Origin of the sequence: Paraburkholderia sp. SUR17 (assembly GCF_029536165.1) — a bacterium.
Lineage (GTDB): Bacteria > Pseudomonadota > Gammaproteobacteria > Burkholderiales > Burkholderiaceae > Paraburkholderia > Paraburkholderia kururiensis.
Genome location: NZ_CP120508.1, coordinates 170,662 through 193,874, shown reverse-complemented (window position 1 = coordinate 193,874; position 23,213 = coordinate 170,662). Strand labels below are relative to the sequence as shown.

General features: G+C 66.4%; 20 protein-coding genes. 13 read left to right on the top strand and 7 right to left on the bottom strand.

Annotated features, from left to right (window positions below; all coding sequences use genetic code 11):
- Positions 1–432 precede the first annotated feature (432 nt).
- From P2869_RS00845 to bioB, 5 genes are all read left to right on the top strand, one after another.
- Complete coding sequence (locus P2869_RS00845; RefSeq protein ID WP_277597206.1) at positions 433–1,833, top strand: CocE/NonD family hydrolase; 1,401 nt, start codon at positions 433–435, stop codon at positions 1,831–1,833.
- 704 nt (positions 1,834–2,537) lie between these two features.
- Positions 2,538–3,884 carry an adenosylmethionine--8-amino-7-oxononanoate transaminase gene (bioA, locus tag P2869_RS00840; protein WP_277597205.1) on the top strand — a complete coding sequence of 449 codons (1,347 nt, stop codon included), beginning with the start codon at positions 2,538–2,540 and terminating at the stop codon, positions 3,882–3,884.
- The gene (bioF, locus tag P2869_RS00835; RefSeq protein WP_277597204.1) at positions 3,884–5,074 is read left to right on the top strand and encodes an 8-amino-7-oxononanoate synthase; all 1,191 of its coding nucleotides are present in this window, start codon (positions 3,884–3,886) and stop codon (positions 5,072–5,074) included. The genes bioA and bioF overlap by 1 nt, the downstream gene beginning before the upstream one ends.
- 17 nt (positions 5,075–5,091) lie before the next feature.
- A complete protein-coding gene (gene bioD / locus P2869_RS00830) occupies positions 5,092–5,838 on the top strand; it encodes a dethiobiotin synthase (RefSeq protein ID WP_277598174.1) in 747 nt (248 codons plus the stop codon).
- A gap of 40 nt (positions 5,839–5,878) precedes the next feature.
- The gene (gene bioB / locus P2869_RS00825) at positions 5,879–6,952 is read left to right on the top strand and encodes a biotin synthase BioB (RefSeq protein WP_277597203.1); all 1,074 of its coding nucleotides are present in this window, start codon (positions 5,879–5,881) and stop codon (positions 6,950–6,952) included.
- A 39-nt stretch (positions 6,953–6,991) separates the two neighbouring features.
- Here bioB and P2869_RS00820 read toward each other — a convergent pair whose 3' ends face one another.
- The gene (locus tag P2869_RS00820) at positions 6,992–7,630 is read right to left on the bottom strand and encodes an alpha/beta hydrolase (RefSeq protein ID WP_277597202.1); all 639 of its coding nucleotides are present in this window, start codon (positions 7,628–7,630) and stop codon (positions 6,992–6,994) included.
- A 255-nt stretch (positions 7,631–7,885) separates the two neighbouring features.
- Between P2869_RS00820 and P2869_RS00815 the strand changes: the two genes are divergently transcribed.
- From P2869_RS00815 to P2869_RS00790, 6 genes are read left to right on the top strand one after another with little or no spacing between them, the layout of a single operon-like run.
- On the top strand, positions 7,886–8,851 hold the full coding sequence (locus P2869_RS00815; RefSeq protein WP_277597201.1) for a glyoxylate/hydroxypyruvate reductase A: 966 nt from the start codon (positions 7,886–7,888) through the stop codon (positions 8,849–8,851).
- A gap of 53 nt (positions 8,852–8,904) precedes the next feature.
- Complete coding sequence (locus tag P2869_RS00810) at positions 8,905–9,831, top strand: hydroxymethylglutaryl-CoA lyase (protein WP_277597200.1); 927 nt, start codon at positions 8,905–8,907, stop codon at positions 9,829–9,831.
- 53 nt (positions 9,832–9,884) lie between these two features.
- On the top strand, positions 9,885–10,418 hold the full coding sequence (locus P2869_RS00805; RefSeq protein ID WP_277598173.1) for a YbaK/EbsC family protein: 534 nt from the start codon (positions 9,885–9,887) through the stop codon (positions 10,416–10,418).
- Positions 10,418–10,645 (top strand): DUF1289 domain-containing protein, encoded by a 228-nt coding sequence (locus P2869_RS00800; RefSeq protein ID WP_277597199.1) that lies wholly within the window; start codon positions 10,418–10,420, stop codon positions 10,643–10,645. The genes P2869_RS00805 and P2869_RS00800 overlap by 1 nt, the downstream gene beginning before the upstream one ends.
- A complete protein-coding gene (locus P2869_RS00795; RefSeq protein ID WP_199542851.1) occupies positions 10,642–11,106 on the top strand; it encodes a MaoC family dehydratase in 465 nt (154 codons plus the stop codon). Before P2869_RS00800 ends, P2869_RS00795 begins: the two co-directional genes overlap by 4 nt.
- Positions 11,107–11,146: 40 nt before the next feature.
- Complete coding sequence (locus tag P2869_RS00790; RefSeq protein WP_277598172.1) at positions 11,147–12,073, top strand: MBL fold metallo-hydrolase; 927 nt, start codon at positions 11,147–11,149, stop codon at positions 12,071–12,073.
- A gap of 248 nt (positions 12,074–12,321) precedes the next feature.
- Here the strand turns inward: P2869_RS00790 and P2869_RS00785 are convergent, their stop codons facing one another.
- Positions 12,322–13,263 carry a DMT family transporter gene (locus P2869_RS00785; RefSeq protein ID WP_277597198.1) on the bottom strand — a complete coding sequence of 314 codons (942 nt, stop codon included), beginning with the start codon at positions 13,261–13,263 and terminating at the stop codon, positions 12,322–12,324.
- Between the two features lie 120 nt (positions 13,264–13,383).
- Between P2869_RS00785 and P2869_RS00780 the strand changes: the two genes are divergently transcribed.
- The gene (locus tag P2869_RS00780) at positions 13,384–13,866 is read left to right on the top strand and encodes an Lrp/AsnC family transcriptional regulator (RefSeq protein WP_126879229.1); all 483 of its coding nucleotides are present in this window, start codon (positions 13,384–13,386) and stop codon (positions 13,864–13,866) included.
- 78 nt (positions 13,867–13,944) lie between these two features.
- On the opposite strand, the gene P2869_RS00775 is transcribed toward P2869_RS00780, so the two are convergent.
- A complete protein-coding gene (locus tag P2869_RS00775) occupies positions 13,945–14,841 on the bottom strand; it encodes an alpha/beta hydrolase (protein WP_017772517.1) in 897 nt (298 codons plus the stop codon).
- Positions 14,842–15,123: 282 nt separating this feature from the next.
- Between P2869_RS00775 and P2869_RS00770 the strand changes: the two genes are divergently transcribed.
- Positions 15,124–16,083 (top strand): nitronate monooxygenase family protein, encoded by a 960-nt coding sequence (locus P2869_RS00770; RefSeq protein WP_017772516.1) that lies wholly within the window; start codon positions 15,124–15,126, stop codon positions 16,081–16,083.
- A gap of 76 nt (positions 16,084–16,159) precedes the next feature.
- On the opposite strand, the gene icmF is transcribed toward P2869_RS00770, so the two are convergent.
- The 4 genes from icmF to P2869_RS00750 form a co-directional block, all read right to left on the bottom strand.
- On the bottom strand, positions 16,160–19,573 hold the full coding sequence (gene icmF / locus P2869_RS00765) for a fused isobutyryl-CoA mutase/GTPase IcmF (RefSeq protein ID WP_277597197.1): 3,414 nt from the start codon (positions 19,571–19,573) through the stop codon (positions 16,160–16,162).
- Positions 19,574–19,833: 260 nt separating this feature from the next.
- Complete coding sequence (locus P2869_RS00760) at positions 19,834–20,772, bottom strand: LysR family transcriptional regulator (RefSeq protein WP_017772514.1); 939 nt, start codon at positions 20,770–20,772, stop codon at positions 19,834–19,836.
- Between the two features lie 372 nt (positions 20,773–21,144).
- The gene (locus P2869_RS00755; RefSeq protein WP_126879232.1) at positions 21,145–22,221 is read right to left on the bottom strand and encodes a porin; all 1,077 of its coding nucleotides are present in this window, start codon (positions 22,219–22,221) and stop codon (positions 21,145–21,147) included.
- Positions 22,222–22,708: 487 nt separating this feature from the next.
- Positions 22,709–23,167, bottom strand: a complete 459-nt coding sequence (locus P2869_RS00750) for a hypothetical protein (protein ID WP_017772512.1) — start codon at positions 23,165–23,167, stop codon at positions 22,709–22,711.
- Between the last annotated feature and the right edge of the window lie 46 nt (positions 23,168–23,213).

The following is a 23,213-nucleotide window of genomic DNA, read 5'->3' as shown; positions in this document are numbered from 1 at the left end:
CGCAAGCCTTGTCGCCACGCGTGCGCGGGTTACCCCCGAATTGCACAAAGGTAATTTGTCGTGCGAGGATCATTTCCAGGTTCCGCGGGGTTGTGGGGTCGGTTCAAGCGACTCCCAACTATCGGATTTCATTCGTAAAGCTGACGTTTTGGTTCTGTTGGCTTGCCCCGGTCGGCGCTCCAGCGAGCGCGTCGGCGGCCGGTGGCGAATGAAGGTCTGGGCGTGTGCCTGTTGAGCGGCATTTCGGCGTGGTTTCGGGAAGATCCATGAAGAAATGCCCGGCCGTTTTTCTCCCCTTGGCGGGTTCGGCTGCCGTGTGTGCGAAAGCGCACATGCGCGGGAATCTCGCTGTGTCCGCAAAACGGACGGTGGGCGGCCTCAAGGGCTTAAAAGCAGAGCTTAAAAGCGGGTTCGGGTAGCTGAATGCAGCGGATGGATTTCAAAAAGATTCTCGCCGGATGGGCAGCGGTCTGCGCCGTGGGCACGGTATCGAACGTGCACGCGGGCACGTTTGACGCGCCCGTCTCTGTCGCGAACTCCGCCAACTCCGCTGCCACGTCTGCTGCCACCCTCCTCGCGCCCGGCCCGCTCGCCAGCGCCCGCGTGCCCAGCCTCAGTTTCGACTACGGCAGCGAGCCGCGCGTCGGCGCGCGCCTCAACGAGCAGATCATCCGCATTCCGGCCGACGCAACGGGCAGCGTGACACTCGAAACCACGATCTATCGTCCCGACGGTCCCGGCCCGTTCCCGATGATCGTCTTCAACCACGGCAAGATTCCCGGCGACCCGCGCGGCCAGGCTCGCAGCGAGCCGATGTCGCTCGCGCGCGAATTCGTGCGCCGCGGCTACGTGGTGGTAGCGCCGAATCGCCGCGGCTTTGCGGGCTCGGGCGGCACCTACGAGCAGGACGGCTGCGACGTGGAACGCAATGGCCTCGGCCAGGCTGCCGACGTGGCCGCGACCATCGACTACATGACGAAGCAGCCGTACGTGGATGCCCAGCACATCGTCGTGGCGGGCACTTCGCACGGCGGGCTCGCCACCATCGCCTACGGCACCGAAGCGAAAGCCGGCGTGCGCGGCCTCATCAACTTCTCGGGCGGCCTGCGTCAGGACGCCTGCACCGGCTGGCAGGACAACCTCACGCACGCGTTCGGCGCGTACGGCGCGAAGACCCAGGTGCCTTCGCTGTGGCTCTACGGCGACAACGATTCGGTGTGGCCCGCCACGCTCGTCACGCGCATGTACAGCGCGTACACGCAGGCGCAGACGGGCGGCGCGACGGGACCGGACGTCGAAGCCCGGCTCATCGATTTCGGCTCCTACAAGAACGACGCCCATCGCCTCGTAGGCGACCGCGACGGCGTGCATGTCTGGTGGCCGGCCGTCGATACGTTCCTGCGGCGCATCGGCATGCCCACCGCGGTGGAATATCGCGTGTCCGATCCGGCGCAGCCCAAGCCGACTGACTTCGCCGCCCTCGACGCCGTGAACGCCGTGCCGTTCCTTGACGAAGCAGGTCGCGCGGGGTATCGCAACTTCCTCAAGCAGTATCCGAGCCGCGCGTTTGCGGTCTCCGAGAACGGCGCCTGGTCGTGGGCCGAAGGCGGCGACAACCCGATGGCCGTGGCAATCGCGAACTGCCAGAAGGAAGGCGCGGGCGCGTGCCGCCTCTACGCGGTCAACGACTCGGTGGTGTGGAAGGACGACGGCCATGCCACGGCGCAAGCATCCGCGGACACCGACGATGCCGGCCAGCGTGACGATCGCAGCGTCACGGCGCGCGATACGGCGGTCACTGCGGGCGAAACGCCGGCCATCGCGAGCCGCTGATCCTTCGGCCGGCCTTTCTCTCGCGGGCCTTCTCTCACGGTTCTCTCTCACGGCGGCGCCGGCCGTCGGCTCGCACGAGCCTTCTTCGCTGATTGCATTGCGTCTCCCGTGCCGTGCTGCGCGATCTGCACTTGCTGCGTTCCCAGCGCCCCGCCGCTTCCGACCTCCACTATCCACTCGCCGCACTTCCCCACGCGCTTCCGGTCGTTGCGGCTCGTTGCCCGCGTAGCGCGCTCCGCGCGTCGCATTTCGCGAAAAGCCCTGGACGTCCCACCGAAAACCCGCATTTCCTCCCCGCTCCGCACGATTTTTTGCACAAGGGGTAGCTCACTTTGCCGTCGTCATCTACGGCGATTTCGAGCCTTCTGTCCCGAACCGTTCCGTGCTGCTCCGAACTGCCTCGAACGCCCGCCCAGCAAGGCTTCCGGGCCTATTTTCGCGGTAGTGCATTGCGGCTCGTTACGCGCTAATCTCGACGCCGCTGCCGTCCTGGCGAGCCGCATGGCGACGCTGCGAAACGTGCCTTCGATGCACTTCGCGCCCAACCCATGCGCGCCGCACCGCACATTGCCGGCAGCCTTCGCGCGACGCGAACGCACAAGCGCCGCGCGATCCGATCCGAAGTCCCGAAACATTCGCATGACGACGCAGCGTGCCGCGCTTCGCGCACCGTCCGCTGCGTCCATGCGCCGGAGTAGCGAGTCTTGAACAACCTGGCAACCGAAGACTGGGTGGCCCGCAGCCTGCGCGCCGTGTGGCACCCGTGTACGCAGATGAAGCATCACGAGCGACTGCCGCTCGTCGCCGTCTCGCACGCGAAGGGCGCGTGGCTCTACGACCGCGACGGCCACCGCTATCTCGACGCCATCAGCTCCTGGTGGGTCAACCTGTTCGGCCACGCGAACCCGCGCATCAACGCGGCCCTGAAGGCGCAGCTCGATACGCTCGAACACGTCATGCTCGCGGGCTGCACGCACGAGCCCGCCGTGGAGCTGGCCGAGCGCCTCGCCGCCCTCACGCAGCACACGCTGGGTCACGCGTTTTTCGCGTCGGACGGCGCATCCGCCGTCGAGATCGCGTTGAAGATGAGCTTCCATGCCTGGTGCAATCGCGGCTTCAGCAACAAGCGCGAGTTCGTCTGCGTGGCGGACGGCTATCACGGCGAAACCATCGGCGCACTCGGCGTGACGGACGTGCCGCTGTTCAAGGACGCCTACGATCCGCTCATTCGCCACGCGCACGTGGTGGCGTCGCCCGATGCGCGTCTTGCGCGCGACGGCGAAAGCGCTGCGGATGTCGCGCGCCGCGCCCTTGCGGACGTGCGCGCACTGTTCGAAGCGAAGAGCGCGCAGATCGCGGCGTTGATCGTCGAACCGCTCGTGCAGTGCGCGGCCGGCATGGCGATGCACGACGTCTCGTATCTCGCCGGCCTGCGCGCGCTGTGCGACCAGTACGGCGTTCACCTGATCGCCGACGAAATCGCCGTTGGATGCGGACGCACCGGCACCTTCTTCGCCTGCGAGCAGGCGGGCATCTGGCCGGACTTCCTGTGTCTTTCGAAGGGCATCAGCGGCGGGTATCTGCCGCTCTCGCTCGTGCTGTCGCGCGACGACATCTACGCCGCGTTCTACGACGACGACACCGCGCGCGGCTTCCTGCACTCACATTCGTACACGGGCAATCCGCTCGCGTGCCGCGCGGCGCTCGCCACGTTGGATCTCTTCGCAAGCGACGACGTGCTCGCCACGAACGCGCGCAAGTCGGCGCATCTGCGCGAGGCGCTCGCGCCGCTGGCCGCGCATGTGCGCGTGCGCCACTTCCGTCAGTGCGGCACGCTCTTCGCGTTCGATGCCGTCATCGACGATGCCCAACAGGCGAAGACCTTCTCGCGCCGCTTCTTCCAGCACGCGTTGCAGCGCGAACTGCTGCTGCGCCCCATCGGCACGACGGTGTACCTGATGCCGCCCTACGTGCTCGACGCAAACGAACAGGCGCTGCTCGCCGAACGCACGCTCGATACTTTCGACGCCACGCTGAAGGAGGCGCACTGATGCAGTTGCTCGACTCGCTCGAACAGGCTCTCGCCGACCTCGCCGCACGCGGCCTCACGCGCCGCCGCCGCACCATCGACTCGCCGTGCGCCGCGCACATGATCGTGGAGGGCCGCGACATGATCGGCTTCGCGAGCAACGATTACCTCGGGCTCGCAGCGCATCCGCAACTCGTGGCCGCCATCGCTGAAGGCGCGCAGCGCTACGGCGCGGGCAGCGGCGGCTCGCATCTGCTGGGCGGCCATTCGCGTGCGCATGCGCAACTCGAAGACGACCTGGCGGCATTCGCGGGCGGCTTCGTCGACGCACCGCGCGCGCTCTACTTCAGCACCGGCTACATGGCGAACCTCGCCGTGCTCACCGCGCTCGCGGGCCGCGGCACGACGCTCTTTTCGGACGCACTGAATCACGCGTCGCTCATCGACGGCGCACGGCTTTCGCGTGCCGACGTGCAGATCTATCCGCACGCCGACGTCGAAGCGCTGAGCGCGATGCTCGACGCTTCGGATGCCCAAACGAAGCTCATCGTCACCGACTCCGTGTTCAGCATGGACGGCGACGTAGCGCCGCTCGCGCCGCTGCTCGCGCTGGCTGAGCGTCACGGCGCATGGCTCGTCGTGGACGACGCCCACGGCTTCGGCGTGCTCGGCCCGCAAGGACGCGGTGCCATCGCACAGGCCGCGTTGCGCTCGCCGCATCTCGTTTCCGTGGGCACGCTTGGCAAGGCGGCCGGCGTGTCCGGCGCGTTCGTCGCCGCGCACACAACGGTGATCGAATGGCTCGTGCAACGCGCGCGGCCCTACATCTTCACGACGGCGTCCGCGCCTGCCGTGGCGCACGCGGTGTCGGCCAGCCTCAAGATCATCGCGGGCGACGAAGGCGACGAACGGCGCGCGCATCTGCACGCACTGATCGAACGCACGCGTGCGCTGCTCAAAGCGACCTGCTGGCTGCCTGTGGATTCGCACACCGCCGTTCAGCCGCTCATCATCGGCGCGAACGACGCCACGCTCGACATGGCCGCGGCGCTCGACCGCGAAGGGCTCTGGGTGCCCGCCATCCGGCCGCCCACCGTGCCGGCCGGCACGTCGCGTTTGCGCATCTCGCTTTCGGCAGGCCATTCGCATGACGACCTGGACCGGCTCGAGGCCGCGCTGCTTCGCCTCAGCAAGGCGGAGACCGCATCATGAGCGCGACGTTTTCGAACATCACGCAACCGCGCTCGCTTTTTGTAACCGGCACGGATACGGAAATTGGCAAGACGCTGGTTTCTGCTGCTTTGCTGCGCGGCTTCTCGCGCGCGGGTCTGCGCGCCGCGGCGATGAAGCCCATCGCGGCCGGCGCATTCGAGCGTGACGGCGTCTGGCACAACGAAGACGCCGATCAACTCGACGCCGCCGCGAGCGTGCTGTTGCCGCCCGACATTCGCACGCCGTATCTGCTGAAAGAACCGGCCGCGCCGCACATTGCCGCTGCGCTCGAACATGTGACGCTGGACCCGGCGCGCATCGTGGCCTGCCATGCCGAGGCCATGCAGCGCGCCGACGTCGTGGTGGTGGAAGGCGTGGGCGGCTTTCGCGTGCCGCTCACGGACACCTGCGACACCGCCGACCTCGCCCGCATGCTCGGCTTGCCCGTGCTGCTCGTGGTGGGCATGCGGCTGGGCTGCATCAGTCACGCGCTGCTCACTGCGGAGGCTATCGCCGCCCGCGGGTTGCGTCTCGCGGGCTGGGTGGCCAATCGCGTCGATCCCGCCATGACGTTCGCCGACGAAAACATCGACGCGCTGCGCGAACGGCTGGGCCGCGAGTACGAGGCACCGCTCGTCGGCGTGGTACCGCATCTCGCGAATCCGTCGGCCGATGCCGCGGCGGATTGCCTCGACACGGCATCGCTGCTGCAAACGCTGCACGCGCTCGACATATCGCGTCGCTCGCCGCTCAACACGCAATAGAACACGCTCAAGACAAACCTGGACACGAAGGACTCACGACATGCCCTCCACTTCCATCGAAACCTCAACCGTGCAAACAACGGCCACCGTGCAGGCCACCACGACGAACGCCACCAGCGCCCGCTGGAAAGTCGCCGACGTGGTCGCGCTCTACGATCTGCCGTTCAACGACCTGCTGTTCCGCGCGCAGCAAGTGCATCGCGAGCACTTCGACGCGAATGCCGTGCAACTCTCTACGCTGCTCTCCATCAAGACGGGCGGCTGCGAAGAAGACTGCGCGTACTGCCCGCAGTCGGCGCACTACGAAACGGGCGTCAAGGCCGAGAAGTTGATGGAAGTGGACGCCGTGCTGGCCGCCGCGCGCGTGGCGAAGGAAAACGGCGCGACGCGTTTCTGCATGGGCGCCGCGTGGCGCAATCCGAAAGACCGGCATCTGGAGCCGATCAAAGACATGATTCGCGGCGTGAAGGCGATGGGGCTTGAAACGTGCGTGACGCTCGGCATGCTCGAAGCGCATCAGGCGCAGTCGCTGCGCGACGCGGGGCTCGACTACTACAACCACAACCTCGACACCTCGCCGGAGTTCTACGGGCAAATCATCTCCACACGCACCTACGAAGACCGGCTCGCCACGCTTGAACGCGTGCGCGACGCGGGCATCAACGTGTGCTGCGGCGGCATCGTGGGCATGGGCGAATCGCGGCGTGAACGCGCGGGGCTCATCGCGCAGCTCGCGAACATGGACCCGTATCCGGAATCGGTGCCCATCAACAATCTCGTGCAGGTGGACGGCACGCCACTCACGGGCACGGAAGCACTAGACCCGTTCGAGTTCGTGCGCACCATTGCCGTGGCGCGCATCACGATGCCGCGCGCGATGGTTCGCCTCTCCGCGGGCCGCGAGAAGATGGACGACGCGTTGCAAGCGCTGTGCTTCCTCGCGGGCGCGAACTCGATTTTCTACGGCGATCAGTTGCTCACCACCGGCAACCCGCAGGCCGAAGCGGACCGCAAGCTGCTCGCGCGGCTCGGCATTCGTGCGGAGACGGCGAACGCGCTGCCCACGGACGAGTACAAGCACGCGCATGCGCACGAAGGTTGCCGCCACGGCTGATCGAACGCATACGTTGATGCTTTGAGGACAGCGGCGCCGCTACACGAACGCGTGCGCATCCTCCGTCACCGGGTCTTCACCCGCGCTTTCAGCCGTGTTTTCACCGGCCCCTTCGCGAAATCGGCGCGGGGCCGCGCAGTGAACCAGCGTATCGACGAAGTGCTTTGCACGCGGCCACGGCCCGAAGCCCGCGGCCGTGTTGATGTGCCCCGCGTCGCCCAGGTTCACGAATGCGCTGCCCAGGTGTTGCGCAAGCGCGAGGGCACCGGCGGCGGGCATCCACGGATCCGTCTCGCTGCCGATCAGGATGGACGGCACCGGCAGCCGCCGCGGCTCGAAGGCGCCCGCAAAACGAAATTTCTCCGGACTCGCGGGCGCGACGAGCAGCACGCCCGCCACATCCGCGGCGCAACTGCCCTGCAGCAATGCGTGAGCGGTCGCGAGGCAGCCGAAGCTGTGCGCGGCCAGCACGAACGGCCCGCGCTCACGTGCCAGCAGCGCGCGTAGCGCCTCGCCCCACGCTGCGAGATTGGGCGCATCCCAGTCCGCCTGCTCCACGCGCAACGCGCGCGGAAACTGACGCTCGAGCCAGGTCTGCCAGTGCGCACCCTCGCTGCCATGAAGGCCCGGCACCGTCACGAGTCGCGGCGGCCACACCGATTTGCTGCACGAAAGCATGATTTTTCCTCGCTTCCGGAATCTGTGAACGGATTGTGGCCTGCACCGTCGCCGCGCCGAACCAATTTTTTTTGCTTTGTTTTTTCCATCGCGCCGCTTCGGCGTGAACGTCTTGCTGCGCGCGGGCGCAACGTCGATCGAAAAAGTAGAATGGACGCTTCCGCATGGCCGCCGCCGCTTACATGCAGGCGTTCTGCCCGCCCGCTCGTGCCTTCCTGAGCCTTCCTGAGCCGTCTAAAAGCCCACGCGCATTCGATGAAGATCCTGTTCTATCAGCCGCACTCGAACCACAACACCTCAGACAACGACGCCTGGCTGCGCGGTCTGCAACAGGCGCTGCCGCAAGCGGAGTTGCGCGAGTGGCAACCCGGCGACCAGGCGAGCGCCGACTATGCCGTGGTGTGGCGTCCGCCGCGCGAGCTTTTCGCAGGGCGCCACGACTTGCGCGCCATCTTCAACCTGGGCGCGGGCGTGGACGCGATACTCGGGCTCGAACGCGAATTCCCCGGCACGCTGCCGCGCGAGGCGCTGCTCGTGCGGCTGGAAGACACGGGCATGGGCCAGCAGATGGTCGAGTACATCGCGCATGCCGTGCTGCGCTACCTGCGCCGCTTCGACGAGTACGAACAGCTTCAGCAGGCGCGCCGCTGGAAGGTGCTGGAACCGCATCCGCGCGCCACGTTCACGGTGGGCGTGATGGGACTCGGCGTGCTGGGCACCCAGGTGGCGCAGGCGCTGGCCGCGCTCGGCCTGCCGGTGCGCGGCTTCAGCCGCAACGCGAAACGGATCGAGGGTATTGCGTGCTCGTCGGGCGAACTGCATGGCGCGGCGTTCGACGCGTTTCTCGATGGCGTGAAGGTACTCGTCAATCTCTTGCCGCACACGCCCGATACGGCCGACGTCATGAACGCGCGCACGTTTTCGAAGCTCGCGCGCGGCGCGTATCTCGTGAACGTGGCGCGCGGCGGACATCTGGTTGAACACGATCTGATCGATGCGCTCGCGCACGGCCAGATCGCGGCGGCCACGCTCGACGTATTTCGCGAAGAGCCGTTGCCCGCCGACCATCCGTTCTGGCGCGAGCCGCGCATCACCATCACGCCGCACAGCGCGGCGCAGACGCTGCGCGACGAAAGCATCGAACAGGTGGCGCACAAGATCGCGTCGCTCGCGCGCGGGGAGCCGATCAGCGGCATCGTGGAGCGCGAGCGCGGCTATTGAGGCCGGCCGCCAGAGACACCACACCGGCAGCAGAACAACCGCAGGAGACACACATGGCATTGCCAGCAGCAGTGAAGATTGTTGAGGTGGGGCCGCGCGACGGCTTGCAGAACGAGAAGGACTTCGTGCCCACCGCGATCAAGATCGAACTCATCAACCGGCTTTCGGCGGCGGGCTTTCCGAACATCGAGGCCGCGTCGTTCGTCTCGCCGAAATGGGTGCCGCAGATGGCCGACGGCGCGGAAGTGATGGCCGGCATCGAGCGCCGCGCGGGCGCGATCTATTCGGTACTCACGCCGAACATGCGCGGCTTCGAAGGCGCACAGGTCGCGAACGCCGACGAGATCGTCATCTTCGGCGCCGCGAGCGAAGCGTTCTCGCAGAAGAACATCAACTGCAGCATTGCCGAGAGCATCGAGCGCTTCGCGCCGGTTGCGCACGCCGCCAAGGCGCACGGCATGCGGCTGCGCGGCAGCGTGTCGTGCGCGCTCGGTTGCCCGTATCAGGGCGAGGTGCCGGTGGCCTCCGTGGTGGACGTGGTGGAGCGCTTCGCGGCATTGGGCTGCGACGAGATCGACATCGCGGACACCATCGGCGTCGGCACGCCGAAGCGCACGCGCGAGGTCTATGAGGCCGTGACGAAGGTGTTTGCGCGCGAACGTCTGTCGGGCCACTTTCACGATACGTATGGCCAGGCGCTCGCCAACATCTACGCGGCGCTGCTGGAAGGCATCGAGATCTTTCACGCGTCCGTGGCGGGTCTGGGCGGCTGCCCGTATGCGAAGGGCGCCACGGGCAACGTCGCGACCGAAGACGTGCTGTACCTCATGAATGGCCTCGGCATTCGCACCGGCATCGACCTCGATCAGGTGGTGGTCGCGGGCGATTTCATCTCGACGGCCATTGGCCGCGCGAACGTTTCGCGTGCCGGCAAGGCGCTGCTCGCGAAAGCGCGCGACGCTGCGGCCCGTTGCGTGTAACCGCGAAGCTCGCCCGAAGACCGCTGCACATGAACACGAACGGAAACACCGACATGACGGAAAACATCGCACCCGATACGCAAGAGAACCAGGACAACCTCGCCACCCTGCCCGACTCCGCGCGGCGCGTCGCGCTGCTGCTGCGCGAGCGCGGTCACGCGAAGCCCGTGGTCATGCTGCCCGAGACCGGCAAGACGTCGGCGGAAGCGGCGGCGGGACTCGGCTGCTCGGTCGCACAGATCGCGAAGTCGATCCTGTTTCGCCGCGTGGAAGACGACGCGCCGGTGCTCGTCATCGCGAGCGGTGCGAATCGCGTGGACGAAAAGAAGGTGGCGGCGCACGTGGGCGCCGTGGGGCGTGCGGACGCGAAGTTCGTGCGCGAGAAAACGGGCTACGCGATTGGCGGCGTCTGTCCGATCGGGCACGCCGTGCCGCCCGTCACACTGATCGACGCGGACCTGCTCGAACTCGCAAGCCTGTGGGCCGCCGCGGGGCATCCGCACGCGGTGTTCAACCTCTCACCCGACGAACTGATCGCGTTGACCGGCGCGCCCGTCGTGGACGTCGCGCTGCGCGACGCGTCCTGATGAGCGCATCGCAAGACCACACGCTGCCGCTGCGTGCGCAGGACCGCACGCCCGTGCCGTCGCCGTGCATCAACGTCTGCAAGATGAGCGCGGCCACCGGATGGTGCGAAGGGTGCCTGCGCACCATCGACGAAATCGCCGGCTGGTCGTCGCTCGACGATGCCGCGAAACGCGCCGTGTGGGACACCATCGAACGGCGCCACGCACAACTCGTCGGCTCGCCATGAACGCGCCGCCGCGTGTCGTGACCATTGGCGAAACGTGCACGTGCACGCTCGCGCTCAGCGCGGAGTCGATCAAGTCGTTCGCCACGCTCGTGGACGACCGCAACCCGTTGCATCACGACGACGCGTACGCCGCGCAAAGCCGCTTCGGCGGGCTCATCGCATCGGGCACGCAGCCCACGGCGCACTTCATGGCGCTGCTCGCGACGCACTTCTCGCAGTACGCACAGCCGCTCGGCCTGGAGTTCGACGTCAAGCTCAAGCGCGCCGCGCATGCAGGCGACACGCTCGTCATGACGTGGCGCGTGCGCGACGCCTGGTGGAAGCCCAGCCTCAACGGCGACCTCGTGCAACTGGAAGGCAGCGTCGCGAACCAGCGCGGCGAAACGGTCGTCGTGGGCAAGGCGACGATTCTCGTGATGCCGAAGCCGGCGACATCGGCTTCTATCGCCACCGCTGCGTGAGTCGCTCTTGAACACCATCACGCCGCGCCTGCCCGCTTCCATGCGCGTCTTCGAACGCGGCTGGCTCTCGTCCAACAATGTGCTGTTCGTGGACGACGCGCGCACCGCCATCGTCGATACGGGTTACGCGACGCATGCGGCACAGACCGTCGAACTCGTGCGACACGCGCTGGGCGCACGTCCGCTCGATCTCATCGTGAACACGCATCTGCATTCGGACCATTGCGGCGGCAACGCGCGGCTGCAAGCCGAATGGACCTGCGACACGCTGATTCCCACCGCCGAAGCCGAAGCAGTCAGGGCCTGGGACGAACACCGTCTGACCTTCCGCGGCACCGCGCAGACCTGCGAGCGCTTCGCTTTCACGGGCACCTTCGCGCCCGGTACAGCGCTCGTGCTGGGCGGCCTGCGGTGGGAGGTGCTCGGCGCGCCGGGTCACGATCCGCATTCGGTCATGCTTTACTGCGCGAGCGAACGCGTACTGATCAGCGCAGACGCGCTATGGGAGAACGGCTTCGGCGTGATTTTTCCGGCGCTGGGTGGTGAAACCCATGAGCGCGGCGAAAGCGACGAAGGCTTTGCCGAGCAGCAGGCCGTGCTCGAAGCCATCGCGAAGCTGGACGTTGCCGTGGTGGTGCCGGGACACGGCGCACCGTTCGCGAACGTACACGAGGCGCTGGGCCGCGCATTTTCGCGTCTGGCGTGGCTGCGGGCCGATCCCACGCGCAACGCAAAAAATGCACTGAAAGTGCTGACCGTGTTCAAGCTGCTCGAACTGCGGGAAACGACGTTTGCGGCACTGCTCGAGATGCTCGACGACGCGCAGATCATCGGCGCAGCGGCCGCCATGCTCGCACCGCGCAACGCGTGGCCCGTGCTCATGCGCAACGTGCTCGAAGATCTCGCGAAAAGCGGTGCGCTGGTGGTGGAGGGCGAACGCATCACGGCACCGCACGCGTCGGTATGAAGCCTCAACGCGCGCAATCAGGCAGGCCGGAAGGGGGGAGTGAAGCGAGAAAAAGCGGGAACGGTGAGGGCGGCCATCGAAACCATCCAGCCGCCGCATCAAAAAGAAAGCCGCTCGCAGGCCCTAAAGTGAACACTTTCAGCGGACAGCGAACGGCGCAATTTTCGACGTGATCAGCGTCCCACGCATCATACCGGCGCCCCTTGGGCCCCGCATCGGTGATTTCCCTACAGAATTTTGACGCAGGCTTAACGGCGGCCTACAGACGCATTGCAGGCGGCAGACTCCGCTTCACGCCGACGCCCGCGCCGCTGCGGCACCACGCGCCAGCCCAGATTCACACCCGCCGCCGCGAGCAGAATCAGCACGGCGCCTACCAGTTGAATCCATGCGAGGCGCTGCCCGAACGCCACGCGGTCCACCACGATGGCGACCACGGGATAGATAAACGACAACGCACCCGTCATCGCCGTGGGCAGCTTCTGGATGGCGCCGTAGAGCAGCACGTACATCACGCCGGTGTTCACCACACCGAGCGTGACGAGTTGGGCCCAATGCACTGCCGTCACCGGCATCGCGTCGAAGCGCGCGAGCGGCGCCAGCGCCACCGCGCCGAACGCGAGTTGCACGAGTGCGATGAGATGCGGCGGCGTGCCCTTCAAGTGCTTCGTGATGATCGACGACACCGCATAGAGGAACGCTGCGCCCACCGCGAGCGCAACGCCTTGCAGGTATTGCCCCGGCACGGCGAGCACAGCGGGTTCCACCTTCACGACGAAGATGAGACCCACGAACGCCACTAGCAGCCACACTACTGTGGACGTGGTAATGCGTTCACGAAACACGACCGCGCCCAGCGCCACGAGCATGAACGGCTGCGTGTTGTAGACGGCCGTGGCCATCGAGATCGACGCACGCGAATACGCGGCGAACAGCAGCACCCAGTTGAGCACGATGGCGATGGCGCCAAGCACCGCGAGCCCGACGACCCGCCATGACAGCAGCGCGCGTTTCAACAGCCCCAGCGCGGCGCAAATCAATGCGAGTGTGGCGCTGCCGAACACGCAGCGTAGAAACACGACGTTGAGCGCGGATTGCTGCGACGACACCACGAGCCAGCCGATCGATCCCGACATCAGCATCGCAACGGTCATCTCGGCGGCGCCGCGGCGGATTTCGCTTGAAGCCATGCCAGTCACTCTCCTTTGTCGACAACACGAAGTTGCGATTCAGTGTAGAGATTCGGGCTCGCGAGAGATATGCTGAAATTGAGGCTTGAATGCCCGTTCGCCTATGAATCGAAGGCCATCATGAATAAACGCCTTGCATCGCCTGCCGCACGTCCGGCGCCCGTCACGCTGGACGAAACGGATCGCACACTCATCGCCGCCCTCGCTGAGGACGCGCGTCAGCCCGTGAGCGAACTCGCGCGCCGCATCGGACTTTCAGCGCCGAGCACCACCGAACGTCTGCGGCGGCTCGAAGCGCAGGGCGTGATCGAAGGCTTCACGGTGAGCCTCAATCCGCGCGCGCTGGGCTACACCTTGCAGGCCATCGTGCGCGTGAAGCCGCTGCCGGGACAGCTGCACCTGGTGGAAGAAGTGATCCGGCGAATTCCCGAGTTCGTGGAATGCGACAAGGTCACCGGCGACGACTGCTTCATCGCGCGGCTCTATTTGCACTCCATCGATCAGCTCGACGAGATTCTCGCGAAGGTGACCGAGCGCGCCGAAACGAGCACGGCCATCGTGAAGTCCACGCCCGTGGCAAGGCGGCTGCCGCCGTTGCCGTGATTCAGCAACGCGCGTGTCGTAGGTGAGCGCCAGGGCCTGTTCACGCTAATGCCTGGCCCCCGGGCCCCCAAGGACGCGTCAGCGGTCCAGCGCCTCGAAGAAGGAAAGCATCTCGTCGACCAGCGGCTCCGCCGCCTCTTCTGGAATGTAGTGACCGCATGGCAGCGCGCGGCCGCTCACGTCGCGGGCCACCTTGCGCCATTCTTCGAGTGGATCGAAGCAGCGGCCCACCACGCCCTTCTCGCCCCACAGCACGCGCAGCGGACACGCCACCTTGTTGCCGCGTTCGATGTCGGCGCGATCGTGTTCCAGGTCGATGGTCGCGGAGGCGCGGTAGTCCTCGCACATCGCATGCACGGCGCCGGGCTGGCGCAGCGCGCTGCGGTACGCGTCGAGCGCCTGCGGCGCGAACGGCGCGAGACCCGCATGGCGGCCACCCATCACGCGCTCCACGTAGACATCGGGATTCGCGCCGATGAGCGTCTCCGGCAACGGCTCGGGCTGGATCAGGAAGAACCAGTGGAAGTAGAGCGTGGCGAAGGTGCGGTCGGTGGCCTCGTACATGGCGAGCGTGGGCGCGATGTCGAGTAGCATCAGCCGCTCCACGGCGCCGGGATGATCGAGCGCCATGCGGTGCGCCACCCGTGCGCCGCGGTCGTGGGCGCAGACGAGAAAACGCTCGAAGCCGAAGTGACGCATCACCTCGACCTGGTCGGCGGCCATCGCGCGTTTCGAGTACGGCGTGTGCCGCTCGTCGCTCGCGGGCTTGGCCGACGCGCCATAGCCGCGCAGATCGGTGGCAATCACCGTGAAGTGCCGCGCCAGCGCTGCTACGCACCGATGCCAGATCATGTGCGTTTGCGGATGGCCGTGAAGCAGCAGCAAGGGCGGACCTGCCCCGCCCTTCACCCCGAAAATATCGACACCGCTTGTCGCAGTCGTCACGTGAAAGGGTGTGAACGCCTCGAAGGACATAGTCGTCTCTTGTCGTTGTTGGTCTGGTTCGCGAATTGTAGAACGCGGATGGGTACCTTCGAGGTGGGATGGCGCACGCAATCCGTAGAACCCGAACACTCCTTCCAGTACGAGGCCCGTCGTGCAAGGCAGATGCATCGCCTATAATCGAACGATCGTTCTCTAAAACGACCCACATGATGGGACGCGCGGTGCACTCTGCACCGCTCTGCTTCACCGCTACACTCATATCGCCGAGCCGCTTGCCACTCTCACGCGGCCGTCACTCAGGAGACTCTCGCCATGGCCTTGCCCGCCGTCCTGCAAAACCTTGCGCTGCCTGTCGTCGCTTCGCCGATGTTCATCGTCAGCTATCCCGAACTCGTGCTCGCGCAATGCAAGGCTGGCATCGTCGGTTCGTTTCCCGCGCTCAATGCGCGGCCCGCGGAATTGCTCGACGAATGGCTCACGCAGATCCAGCAGCAGCTCGCGGCGCACAAGGCTGCGCACCCGGACGCCGTGATCGGTCCCGTTGCCGTGAATCAGATCGTGCATCAGTCGAATGTGCGGCTCGAACAGGACATTCGCGTGTGCGTGGAGCACAAGGTGCCCATCTTCATTACGAGCCTGCGGGCGCCGGCCAAGGAAATCGTGGACGCCGTGCACAGCTACGGCGGCATCGTGCTGCACGACGTGATCAACATGCGGCACGCGAGCAAAGCGCTCGAAGCCGGCGTGGACGGTCTCATTCTGGTTGCCGCGGGTGCCGGCGGGCATGCGGGCACGATGTCGCCGTTCGCTCTCGTCGGTGAAGTGCGCCGCGTGTTCGACGGGCCCATCGTGCTTTCGGGCGCCATCGCGAACGGCGGGTCGATTCTCGCGGCGCAGGCGATGGGTGCGGATCTCGCCTACATGGGCACGCGCTTCATCGCGACGCAGGAAGCGCACGCGGTGGACGACTACAAGCGCGCCATCATCAAGGCGAACGCCGCGGACATCATCTACACGAACCTCTTCACCGGCGTGCACGGCAACTACATCCGCGAAAGCATCGTGAACGCCGGGCTCGATCCGGACGCGCTGCCCGAGTCGGACAAGTCGCGCATGAACTTCGGCAGCGACAAGGCGAAGGCGTGGAAAGACATCTGGGGCGCAGGCCAGGGCGTGGGCCTGATGGACGACGTTCCCACGGTGGCCGAACTCGTCGCACGACTCAAGAAGGAATACGACGAGACGAAGGCGCGGCTGGGCATTGCGCGCTGAGGTTGCGTTGGCACTGACGCTGCCCGTCAGCGTCGCCCGCTCATAACCGGGCGCGTTCGCACAGTCGTTCGCGCCCTCACATATTCCGCCGATACTGCCCGCCCACCTCGAATAGCGCGTGCGTGATCTGCCCGAGCGAGCAGACGCGCACCGCGTCCATCAGTACCTCGAATACGTTCGCGTCGTCCATGACGGCCTGCTTGAGGCGCGCCAGCGCGGGCGGTGCGTCGTCGCGATGACGTGCCTGGAAGCTGCGCAGCCGCACGAGCTGGCTGCGCTTCTCGTCTTCCGTCGACCGTGCGAGCGTGAGCGTGGCCGGCGCCTCGTGCGCATGCGGATTCACGAACGTGTTCACGCCCACGATCGGATACGACCCGTCGTGCTTGCGATGCTCGTAAAGCAGCGACTCGTCCTGAATGCGTCCGCGCTGATAACCGGTCTCCATGGCGCCCAGCACGCCGCCGCGCTCGGTGAGGCGGTCGAACTCCGCGAGCACCGCGGCCTCCACGAGGTCCGTCAGTTCCTCGATCACGAAGCTGCCCTGGTTCGGGTTCTGGCTCTTCGCGAGCCCCCATTCGCGATTGATGATGAGCTGGATGGCGAGCGCGCGCCGCACGGATTCTTCCGTGGGCGTGGTGATGGCTTCGTCGAACGCGTTCGTGTGCAGCGAATTGCAGTTGTCGTAGATCGCGATGAGCGCCTGCAACGTGGTGCGGATATCGTTGAAGTCGATTTCCTGCGCGTGCAGGCTGCGCCCCGAGGTCTGCACGTGATACTTGAGCTTCTGGCTGCGCTCGTTCGCGCCGTAACGCTCACGCATCGCGAGCGCCCAGATGCGGCGTGCCACGCGGCCGAGCACGGTGTACTCGGGGTCCATGCCGTTCGAGAAGAAGAACGACAGATTCGGCGCGAATGCATCGATGTGCATGCCGCGCGCGAGATACGCCTCCACGTACGTGAAGCCGTTTGCCAGCGTGTAGGCGAGTTGCGAGATGGGGTTCGCGCCGGCCTCAGCGATGTGATACCCGGAGATCGAGACCGAATAGAAGTTGCGCACGCCTTGATCGACGAACCAGGCCTGGATGTCGCCCATCACCTTGAGGCTGAATTCCGTCGAGAAGATGCAGGTGTTCTGCCCCTGGTCTTCCTTGAGGATGTCGGCTTGCACGGTGCCGCGCACGTTGTGCAACGCGTGCCGGCGTGCTGCGTCGATTTCTTCGGCCGTCGGTTCGCGGCCTTCGGTTGCTGTGCGCGCACGCAGCCGTTCGATCTGCTGGTCGATGGCCACGTTGAAAAACATCGCGAGAATGGCGGGCGCGGGTCCGTTGATGGTCATCGAAACCGATGTGTCCGGCGCGCACAGGTCGAAGCCGTCGTAGAGCGCGTTCATGTCGTCGAGCGTCGCCACCGAGACGCCCGAGTTGCCGATCTTGCCGTAGATGTCGGGCCGCTCGTCGGGCTCTTCGCCGTAGAGCGTGACCGAGTCGAACGCGGTGGACAGGCGCTTCGCGGGCATGCCCTCGGCGAGCAGCTTGAAGCGGCGGTTCGTGCGCATCGGGTCGCCCTCGCCCGCGAACATGCGCGTGGGGTCTTCGTTTTCGCGCTTGAACGCAAACACGCCGCCCGTGAATGGAAAATGGCCGGGCAGGTTTTCGAGCATCAACCAACGCAGCGTCTCGCCAGGGTCCGCGAATTTCGGCAGCGAAATCTTGCGCATCGTCGTGCCGGAGAGCGTCGTGACGGTGAGCGCCGTGCGGATCTCGCGGTCGCGTACTTTCACGACGTGTTCTTCGCCCGAGTACGCCGCCACGGTTTGCGGCCACGCGTCGAGCAGCGCCTTTTCGCGCTCGCCGAGTTGTGCTTCGCGTTCGGCGATAAGCGCATCGATTCGTTCGCCTGGCGTGGCGGCCGCTTTTGTATCGGGCGCCTTCGTGACGTTGGCCTCGTCGCTTACGCACGACGCCAACATGCGGCGCGTCTCCGTCAGCTGCCAGCGTTCACGCGCCAGTTGCGACTGCGCGACGACGCGCTGCCGATACGCGCGCACCGTCTCGGCAATTTCGCTCAGATACCGCACGCGCGCGGGCGGCACGATGGCGTGCAGGCCGCTCGAATGACGCTGGCCGTCGAGCGCCGGCAGCGTGCCGCCGCCCTCGCGCAGTCCGTGTTCACGCAGTGCGCGCGCGATGTGCTGATAGAGCGCCGTCACGCCGTCGTCGTTGAAACGCGACGCCACTGTGCCGAACACCGGCATCGCATCGGGCGCCGCCGTGAAGCCGCGGTTGCGCTGCACCTGCTTGGCGACGTCGCGCAATGCGTCGGCCGCGCCGCGGCGGTCGAACTTGTTGATGGCGACCACGTCGGCGAAGTCGAGCATGTCGATCTTTTCAAGCTGGCTCGCCGCGCCGAATTCGGGCGTCATGACGTAGAGCGACTGATCGGCGAGCGGCACGATGGCCGCGTCGCCCTGGCCAATGCCGGAGGTCTCCACGACGACCAGATCGAAACCCGCGGCCTTGCAGGCAGCGATGGCGTCGGGCAACGCATCCGAAATTTCGCTCGACGCTTCGCGCGTGGCGAGCGAGCGCATGAACACGCGCGCGCCGCGCCCCCAGTTGCCGATCGCGTTCATACGGATGCGGTCGCCCAGCAGCGCGCCGCCGGACTTGCGGCGCGACGGGTCCACGGCGAGCACGGCGATGGTGAGTGCGTCGTCGAAGTCGAGGCGGAAGCGCCGCACGATTTCGTCCGTGAGCGACGATTTGCCCGCGCCGCCCGTGCCCGTCACGCCGAGCACGGGCACGCGCCGCGCGGCCGCGCGCGCAGCCAGTTCGGCACGCAGCGGCACGCCGGCCTGGCCGGTTTCGAGCGCGGAAATGAGCACGGCGAGTTGACGGAAAACCGGCGTGGGGTCGGCCGGTAAAGCGAGGGTGTCGGCCCGTAGGCTCTGCGCGTCGCCGTGCGGGCTCGCGGCATCGTCGCGTGAGTCCGCAGCAGGATCATCGCGCGACATCGCGGCCTCACTGCAGCGCGCAATCATGTCGTCGATCATGCCTTGCAGGCCCAGCCGCTGGCCGTCCTGCGGCGAGTAGATGCGCGCCACGCCGTAGCGCTCCAGCGCCGCGATTTCCTCAGGCACGATCACGCCGCCCCCGCCGCCGAACACCTTGATGCGTTCGCCGCCGCGTTCACGCAGCAGGTCGACGAGATAGCGAAAGTATTCGACGTGCCCGCCCTGGTAGCTCGACACGGCCACGGCGTCGGCGTCTTCTTCGAGCGCGGCGGTAGCGACTTCGTCCACCGAACGGTTATGGCCGAGGTGAATGACCTCGACGCCGCTCGCCTGAAGGATGCGGCGCATGATGTTGATGGACGCGTCGTGGCCGTCGAACAGCGCGGCGGCCGTCACGAAGCGCAAACGGCGAACCGGAAGCGGCGAGCGCAGCGGCTTGTGGCCGCCGGCGCGCTGCGGCGTGGAAAGGTCGGTCATGTCTCCCCCGGGTCGTTCTACGGGTTCGGGTTGTCTGCCCAGTATAGACAAACGACATGGTCAGCCTTGGCGTTGCGATCCGGCTTTTCCGGCTGGCTTTCCCGCTTCCGGCGGCCCCGTTGCCGGCCCCTCTGCCGGGCTCCTTTGCCGCCCCCCCTTTGCCGCCCCCCCTTTGCCGGTCGCCCCTTTGCCGGTCGCCCCTTTGCCGGGCTGCTTTGCCGCTGCCTTCGCGAAAACGGATGCGCTTTCGCCGCCCCTTCTCAACTCGCCGCGGCGGCGCGAATCTGTTCGAGCGTCGGCCACAGCCCTTGCCCGGCGAAGCGCTGGGCCATGAAATCGACGAAGGAGCGCACCTTCGCCGACAGGTAGCGGCGGCTCGCATACACCACGTGGATGGGCAGCTCGCGCGGCGGCGCCACATCGACCAGAATCGGCACGAGACGGCCGGCGGCGATGTCGTCGCCGATCACCTCGGTGCCCAGCAGCGCGACGCCCGCACCGTGCAGCGTCACCACGCGCTGCGCTTCCAGATGATTGACCACCATGTTGCCCGCAAGCCGCACGCGCGAGCCGCCCGCCATGGACGAGAGCGTGAGTTCCTGCGCCGACACGTCCGCGTAGTGGATGAAGTTGTGGCGCGTGAGGTCGTCGAGCGTCTTCGGCGTGCCGTGCCGCGCCAGATAGTCGGGCGACGCACAGAGCAGGATGTGTGCGGTCGCAATCTGCCGCGCGATCAGCGAAGACGACTTCAGGCCGGATGGCGATGCCCGCACGGCCACGTCGAAACCTTCGTCGATCAGCTCGACGACGCGGTCCGACAACTGGATATCGACGGTGACCTTCGGGTACTGCGCGGCGTAGTCGGCGGCCGCGCTCATGATGTGGCGCAGGCCGAACGCCGAGAGACACGTTACGCGCAGTCGTCCTTGCGGCACCACGCTCGCGGCGCTGACCGCCTGCGCGGCCTCCTCGATTTCACCGAGCGCTTGCGAGAGCCGCTCGTAATACTCGCGTCCCGCTTCGGTGGGCGCAACGCGCCGCGTGGTGCGGTTCAGGAGCCGCGCGCCAAGCTGCTGCTCCAGATGCATGACGTGCTTGCTCGCCATCGCCGGCGACATCTCGGCCCGCGCGGCCGCGCCGACGAAGCTGCCCGTCTCCACGACGTGGCGGAACACTTTCATGCTGACGAGGGTATCCATCGCAATCACTCACCGGAAGAATCAATCGGTGCCATTGTGCGCGTTTTATCAAATGGAAGTGAGCAAAGGGTAAGGCGGGGCGCTCATGTTGAGCGGCGTAGGCCGACGCGCGAGGAGCGCCGACCTCGACGGAAAGGCGCAACGTGCAGGAGCAGCGTGGTGAAAGAAGAAGCCCCCATGCACGCGAACCGCGATGGGCCGCGCGAATGGGTAGCGCGAATTGGGGGCGAACTTCGTAGTAGCGGACGTGGGAGTTGGCTGCGCGAGCGCGAAACCGTCGCGCAGCGCATAGAGCGGCAGGCGCTGCGTCGACCCGCCGGGTTGTCCTGCCGCCCGGCCCGGCCGACGCGTCGCCCCCGCCTGCCGCCGTGGTCAGAACTTCGCGCGCATGCCGACGCCGAAGGTATCCCCCGACGACTGGTTGCTGATGTGGTCGTACATGTAGGCCGCGTACACGTCGGTGCGCTTCGACAGCGGATAGTCGTAGCCTACGGCCCACGTCTGGCGCGTCTGGTCGAGGCCGCCGCCGTCGCGCGAGTACGCGTACGACGCCATGGCCGTGCCCGTGCCGAGCGGCGCGCTCACGCCGCCCTGCGCCGTATTCACGTGCCAGCTGCCGACGTTCTGGTCGTTCTTCGTGTACATGTACTGGCCGAACAGCTTCACGTATTTGAGGTCGTACGACAGGCCGAGCTGCGCCACGCTCTGGCTCTTCAGGCCGGTGACGAGGCTGTTCAGGTCGGTGGGGCTGTCGTTGAAATTCACGTACTGATAGACCGCGGTCGCAGCGAACGGACCGTGGAAGTAAAGCACCTGGCCGCTCCACTTCTTCGAACCGTTGTGGTCGGCGCTGTTGCCGAGCGCGTACATGGCGGCGCCCGAAAGACCGTTGAAGTCCGGCGTTGCGTACTGCACGGCGTTGTTCCAGCCGGAGTCGCCTATTACGCCCTGGTCCGTCGTGTAGGTGGGGAACGTGCCGAGGCCGAGGAACACGTGATACACCATCGGCGAGAAGGTGTACGAATCGATGAACGGGTTGAACAGAATCGTCGAGACGAACAGGTGCGTCGTGAGACGGCCCGCCGTGACGGTGCCGTAAGGCGACTCGATGCCGACGTACGAGTTACGGGCGAAGAACGTGTCGCCCTGGAAGCGGCCGTACTGGCCGTTCTGCGCGCGGAAGAAGCTTTCCAGCGTGAAGATCGCCTTGTAACCGCCACCCAGGTCCTCAGCACCCTTCAGGCCCCAGTAGGACGTCGACATGCCGCCGCCGGACACATTCCAGGCGCGCTGACTGCCGGGAAATTTCGTGGCGCCGACCCATTCGTCGACCTGGCCGTAAAGCTGCACGCTCGATTGCGCGAATGCCGACGATGCGCAGGCCAGCAACGCGGCGACGGCGCTCGTCTTGAGCGTAGTGTTCAGCGCACGGCTGACGGTTGTCTTCATAGAATCTCCTGTCTTTGTCAAAGGGCCTGAAAGGCCGAAAGGCTGTACGGCTGGGCGGCGTGTTGCTCGCGCAAGCCGTTTGTTGTGGGTCCGTTGGAGGCGTCGGGCCAGATGCGGGCGGGACCATCTTTGCGGACCATTTTTGTGGACAAAAATATCGGGGCTTATTGCCGGTATACGTGCTTGATTAGCTTTGGTGTGTCCCTTGCTGCTAGACCGTTGACGGTTGTGACTACGCGGCAATGCGCGATGTATGGGCGGCCGCGAGAATCCTTGCCAGGCAAGGCGCGGCGCAGGGCAGCACATGCTCACTGGCGACGGATACGGCCGCACCACATCCGGCGCCGAATTGTCAGGGATTGGATTGCGCCAGACATTCCGGCGCAGGGAATTTTCAAAAAAGTGTGGTAAGGAAGCGTCAGGTCCCGCGACCTGGACAAGCGCGGAGAGAACGGCAGGGGGAACGGCAGCTAACGACGAAAGTTCGCTAGTTGCGATACGGCGAGGGCATCGGCTGACGCAGCCCTTCTTCTGCCTGGCGAGGAAGCGGCCGGTACGTGCTGCGCTCCTCGTTGTAACGAGCGACGTCTTCGCGGATGGAGCCCGCGCGCACGGGGGAATTGGCGGGCGGGTGAGGCACGGGTCGAGCTTCGGTGCTGATCGGCGTGATGGCGCCGGGGTACGGGGCGTTGCCGCCATTGCCCGGCCGGTAGACATCGGGCCCGGCGGCGACGCGCAACGGCGTGCCGCCCGGATTGCCATAGCGGCCGGCGTGCGCCCGCGCCGCGTGACCCTGGCGACCTTCGCGACCGCCGCCGTGGGGTGCGGCGGCAATGCGGGCACTGAAGCCGCCGCCTTGGAACCCGTGCGAACCGTGCGGCGGGCCGCCGCCTTCGGGCCTGGCGTGCGCGAACGCGACTGCGGCGGCGAGCAGCGCGCCTGCCATCCATCGTCCCGTTCTTGCCAGCCCTGCGTACATGTGTTGCCTGCCC

Bases quoted from the DNA above. Each gene is read 5' to 3' on its own strand.
- P2869_RS00845 (WP_277597206.1), top strand. From the start codon at position 433: ATGGATTTCAAAAAGATTCTCGCCGGATGGGCAGCGGTCTGCGCCGTG.
- bioF (WP_277597204.1), top strand. From the start codon at position 3,884: ATGCAGTTGCTCGACTCGCTCGAACAGGCTCTCGCCGACCTCGCCGCA.
- bioB (WP_277597203.1), top strand. From the start codon at position 5,879: ATGCCCTCCACTTCCATCGAAACCTCAACCGTGCAAACAACGGCCACC.
- P2869_RS00820 (WP_277597202.1), bottom strand. From the start codon at position 7,630: ATGCTTTCGTGCAGCAAATCGGTGTGGCCGCCGCGACTCGTGACGGTG.
- P2869_RS00815 (WP_277597201.1), top strand. From the start codon at position 7,886: ATGAAGATCCTGTTCTATCAGCCGCACTCGAACCACAACACCTCAGAC.
- P2869_RS00810 (WP_277597200.1), top strand. From the start codon at position 8,905: ATGGCATTGCCAGCAGCAGTGAAGATTGTTGAGGTGGGGCCGCGCGAC.
- P2869_RS00805 (WP_277598173.1), top strand. From the start codon at position 9,885: ATGACGGAAAACATCGCACCCGATACGCAAGAGAACCAGGACAACCTC.
- P2869_RS00800 (WP_277597199.1), top strand. From the start codon at position 10,418: ATGAGCGCATCGCAAGACCACACGCTGCCGCTGCGTGCGCAGGACCGC.
- P2869_RS00795 (WP_199542851.1), top strand. From the start codon at position 10,642: ATGAACGCGCCGCCGCGTGTCGTGACCATTGGCGAAACGTGCACGTGC.
- P2869_RS00790 (WP_277598172.1), top strand. From the start codon at position 11,147: ATGCGCGTCTTCGAACGCGGCTGGCTCTCGTCCAACAATGTGCTGTTC.
- P2869_RS00785 (WP_277597198.1), bottom strand. From the start codon at position 13,263: ATGGCTTCAAGCGAAATCCGCCGCGGCGCCGCCGAGATGACCGTTGCG.
- P2869_RS00780 (WP_126879229.1), top strand. From the start codon at position 13,384: ATGAATAAACGCCTTGCATCGCCTGCCGCACGTCCGGCGCCCGTCACG.
- P2869_RS00775 (WP_017772517.1), bottom strand. From the start codon at position 14,841: ATGTCCTTCGAGGCGTTCACACCCTTTCACGTGACGACTGCGACAAGC.
- P2869_RS00770 (WP_017772516.1), top strand. From the start codon at position 15,124: ATGGCCTTGCCCGCCGTCCTGCAAAACCTTGCGCTGCCTGTCGTCGCT.
- icmF (WP_277597197.1), bottom strand. From the start codon at position 19,573: ATGACCGACCTTTCCACGCCGCAGCGCGCCGGCGGCCACAAGCCGCTG.
- P2869_RS00760 (WP_017772514.1), bottom strand. From the start codon at position 20,772: ATGGATACCCTCGTCAGCATGAAAGTGTTCCGCCACGTCGTGGAGACG.
- P2869_RS00755 (WP_126879232.1), bottom strand. From the start codon at position 22,221: ATGAAGACAACCGTCAGCCGTGCGCTGAACACTACGCTCAAGACGAGC.
- P2869_RS00750 (WP_017772512.1), bottom strand. From the start codon at position 23,167: ATGGCAGGCGCGCTGCTCGCCGCCGCAGTCGCGTTCGCGCACGCCAGG.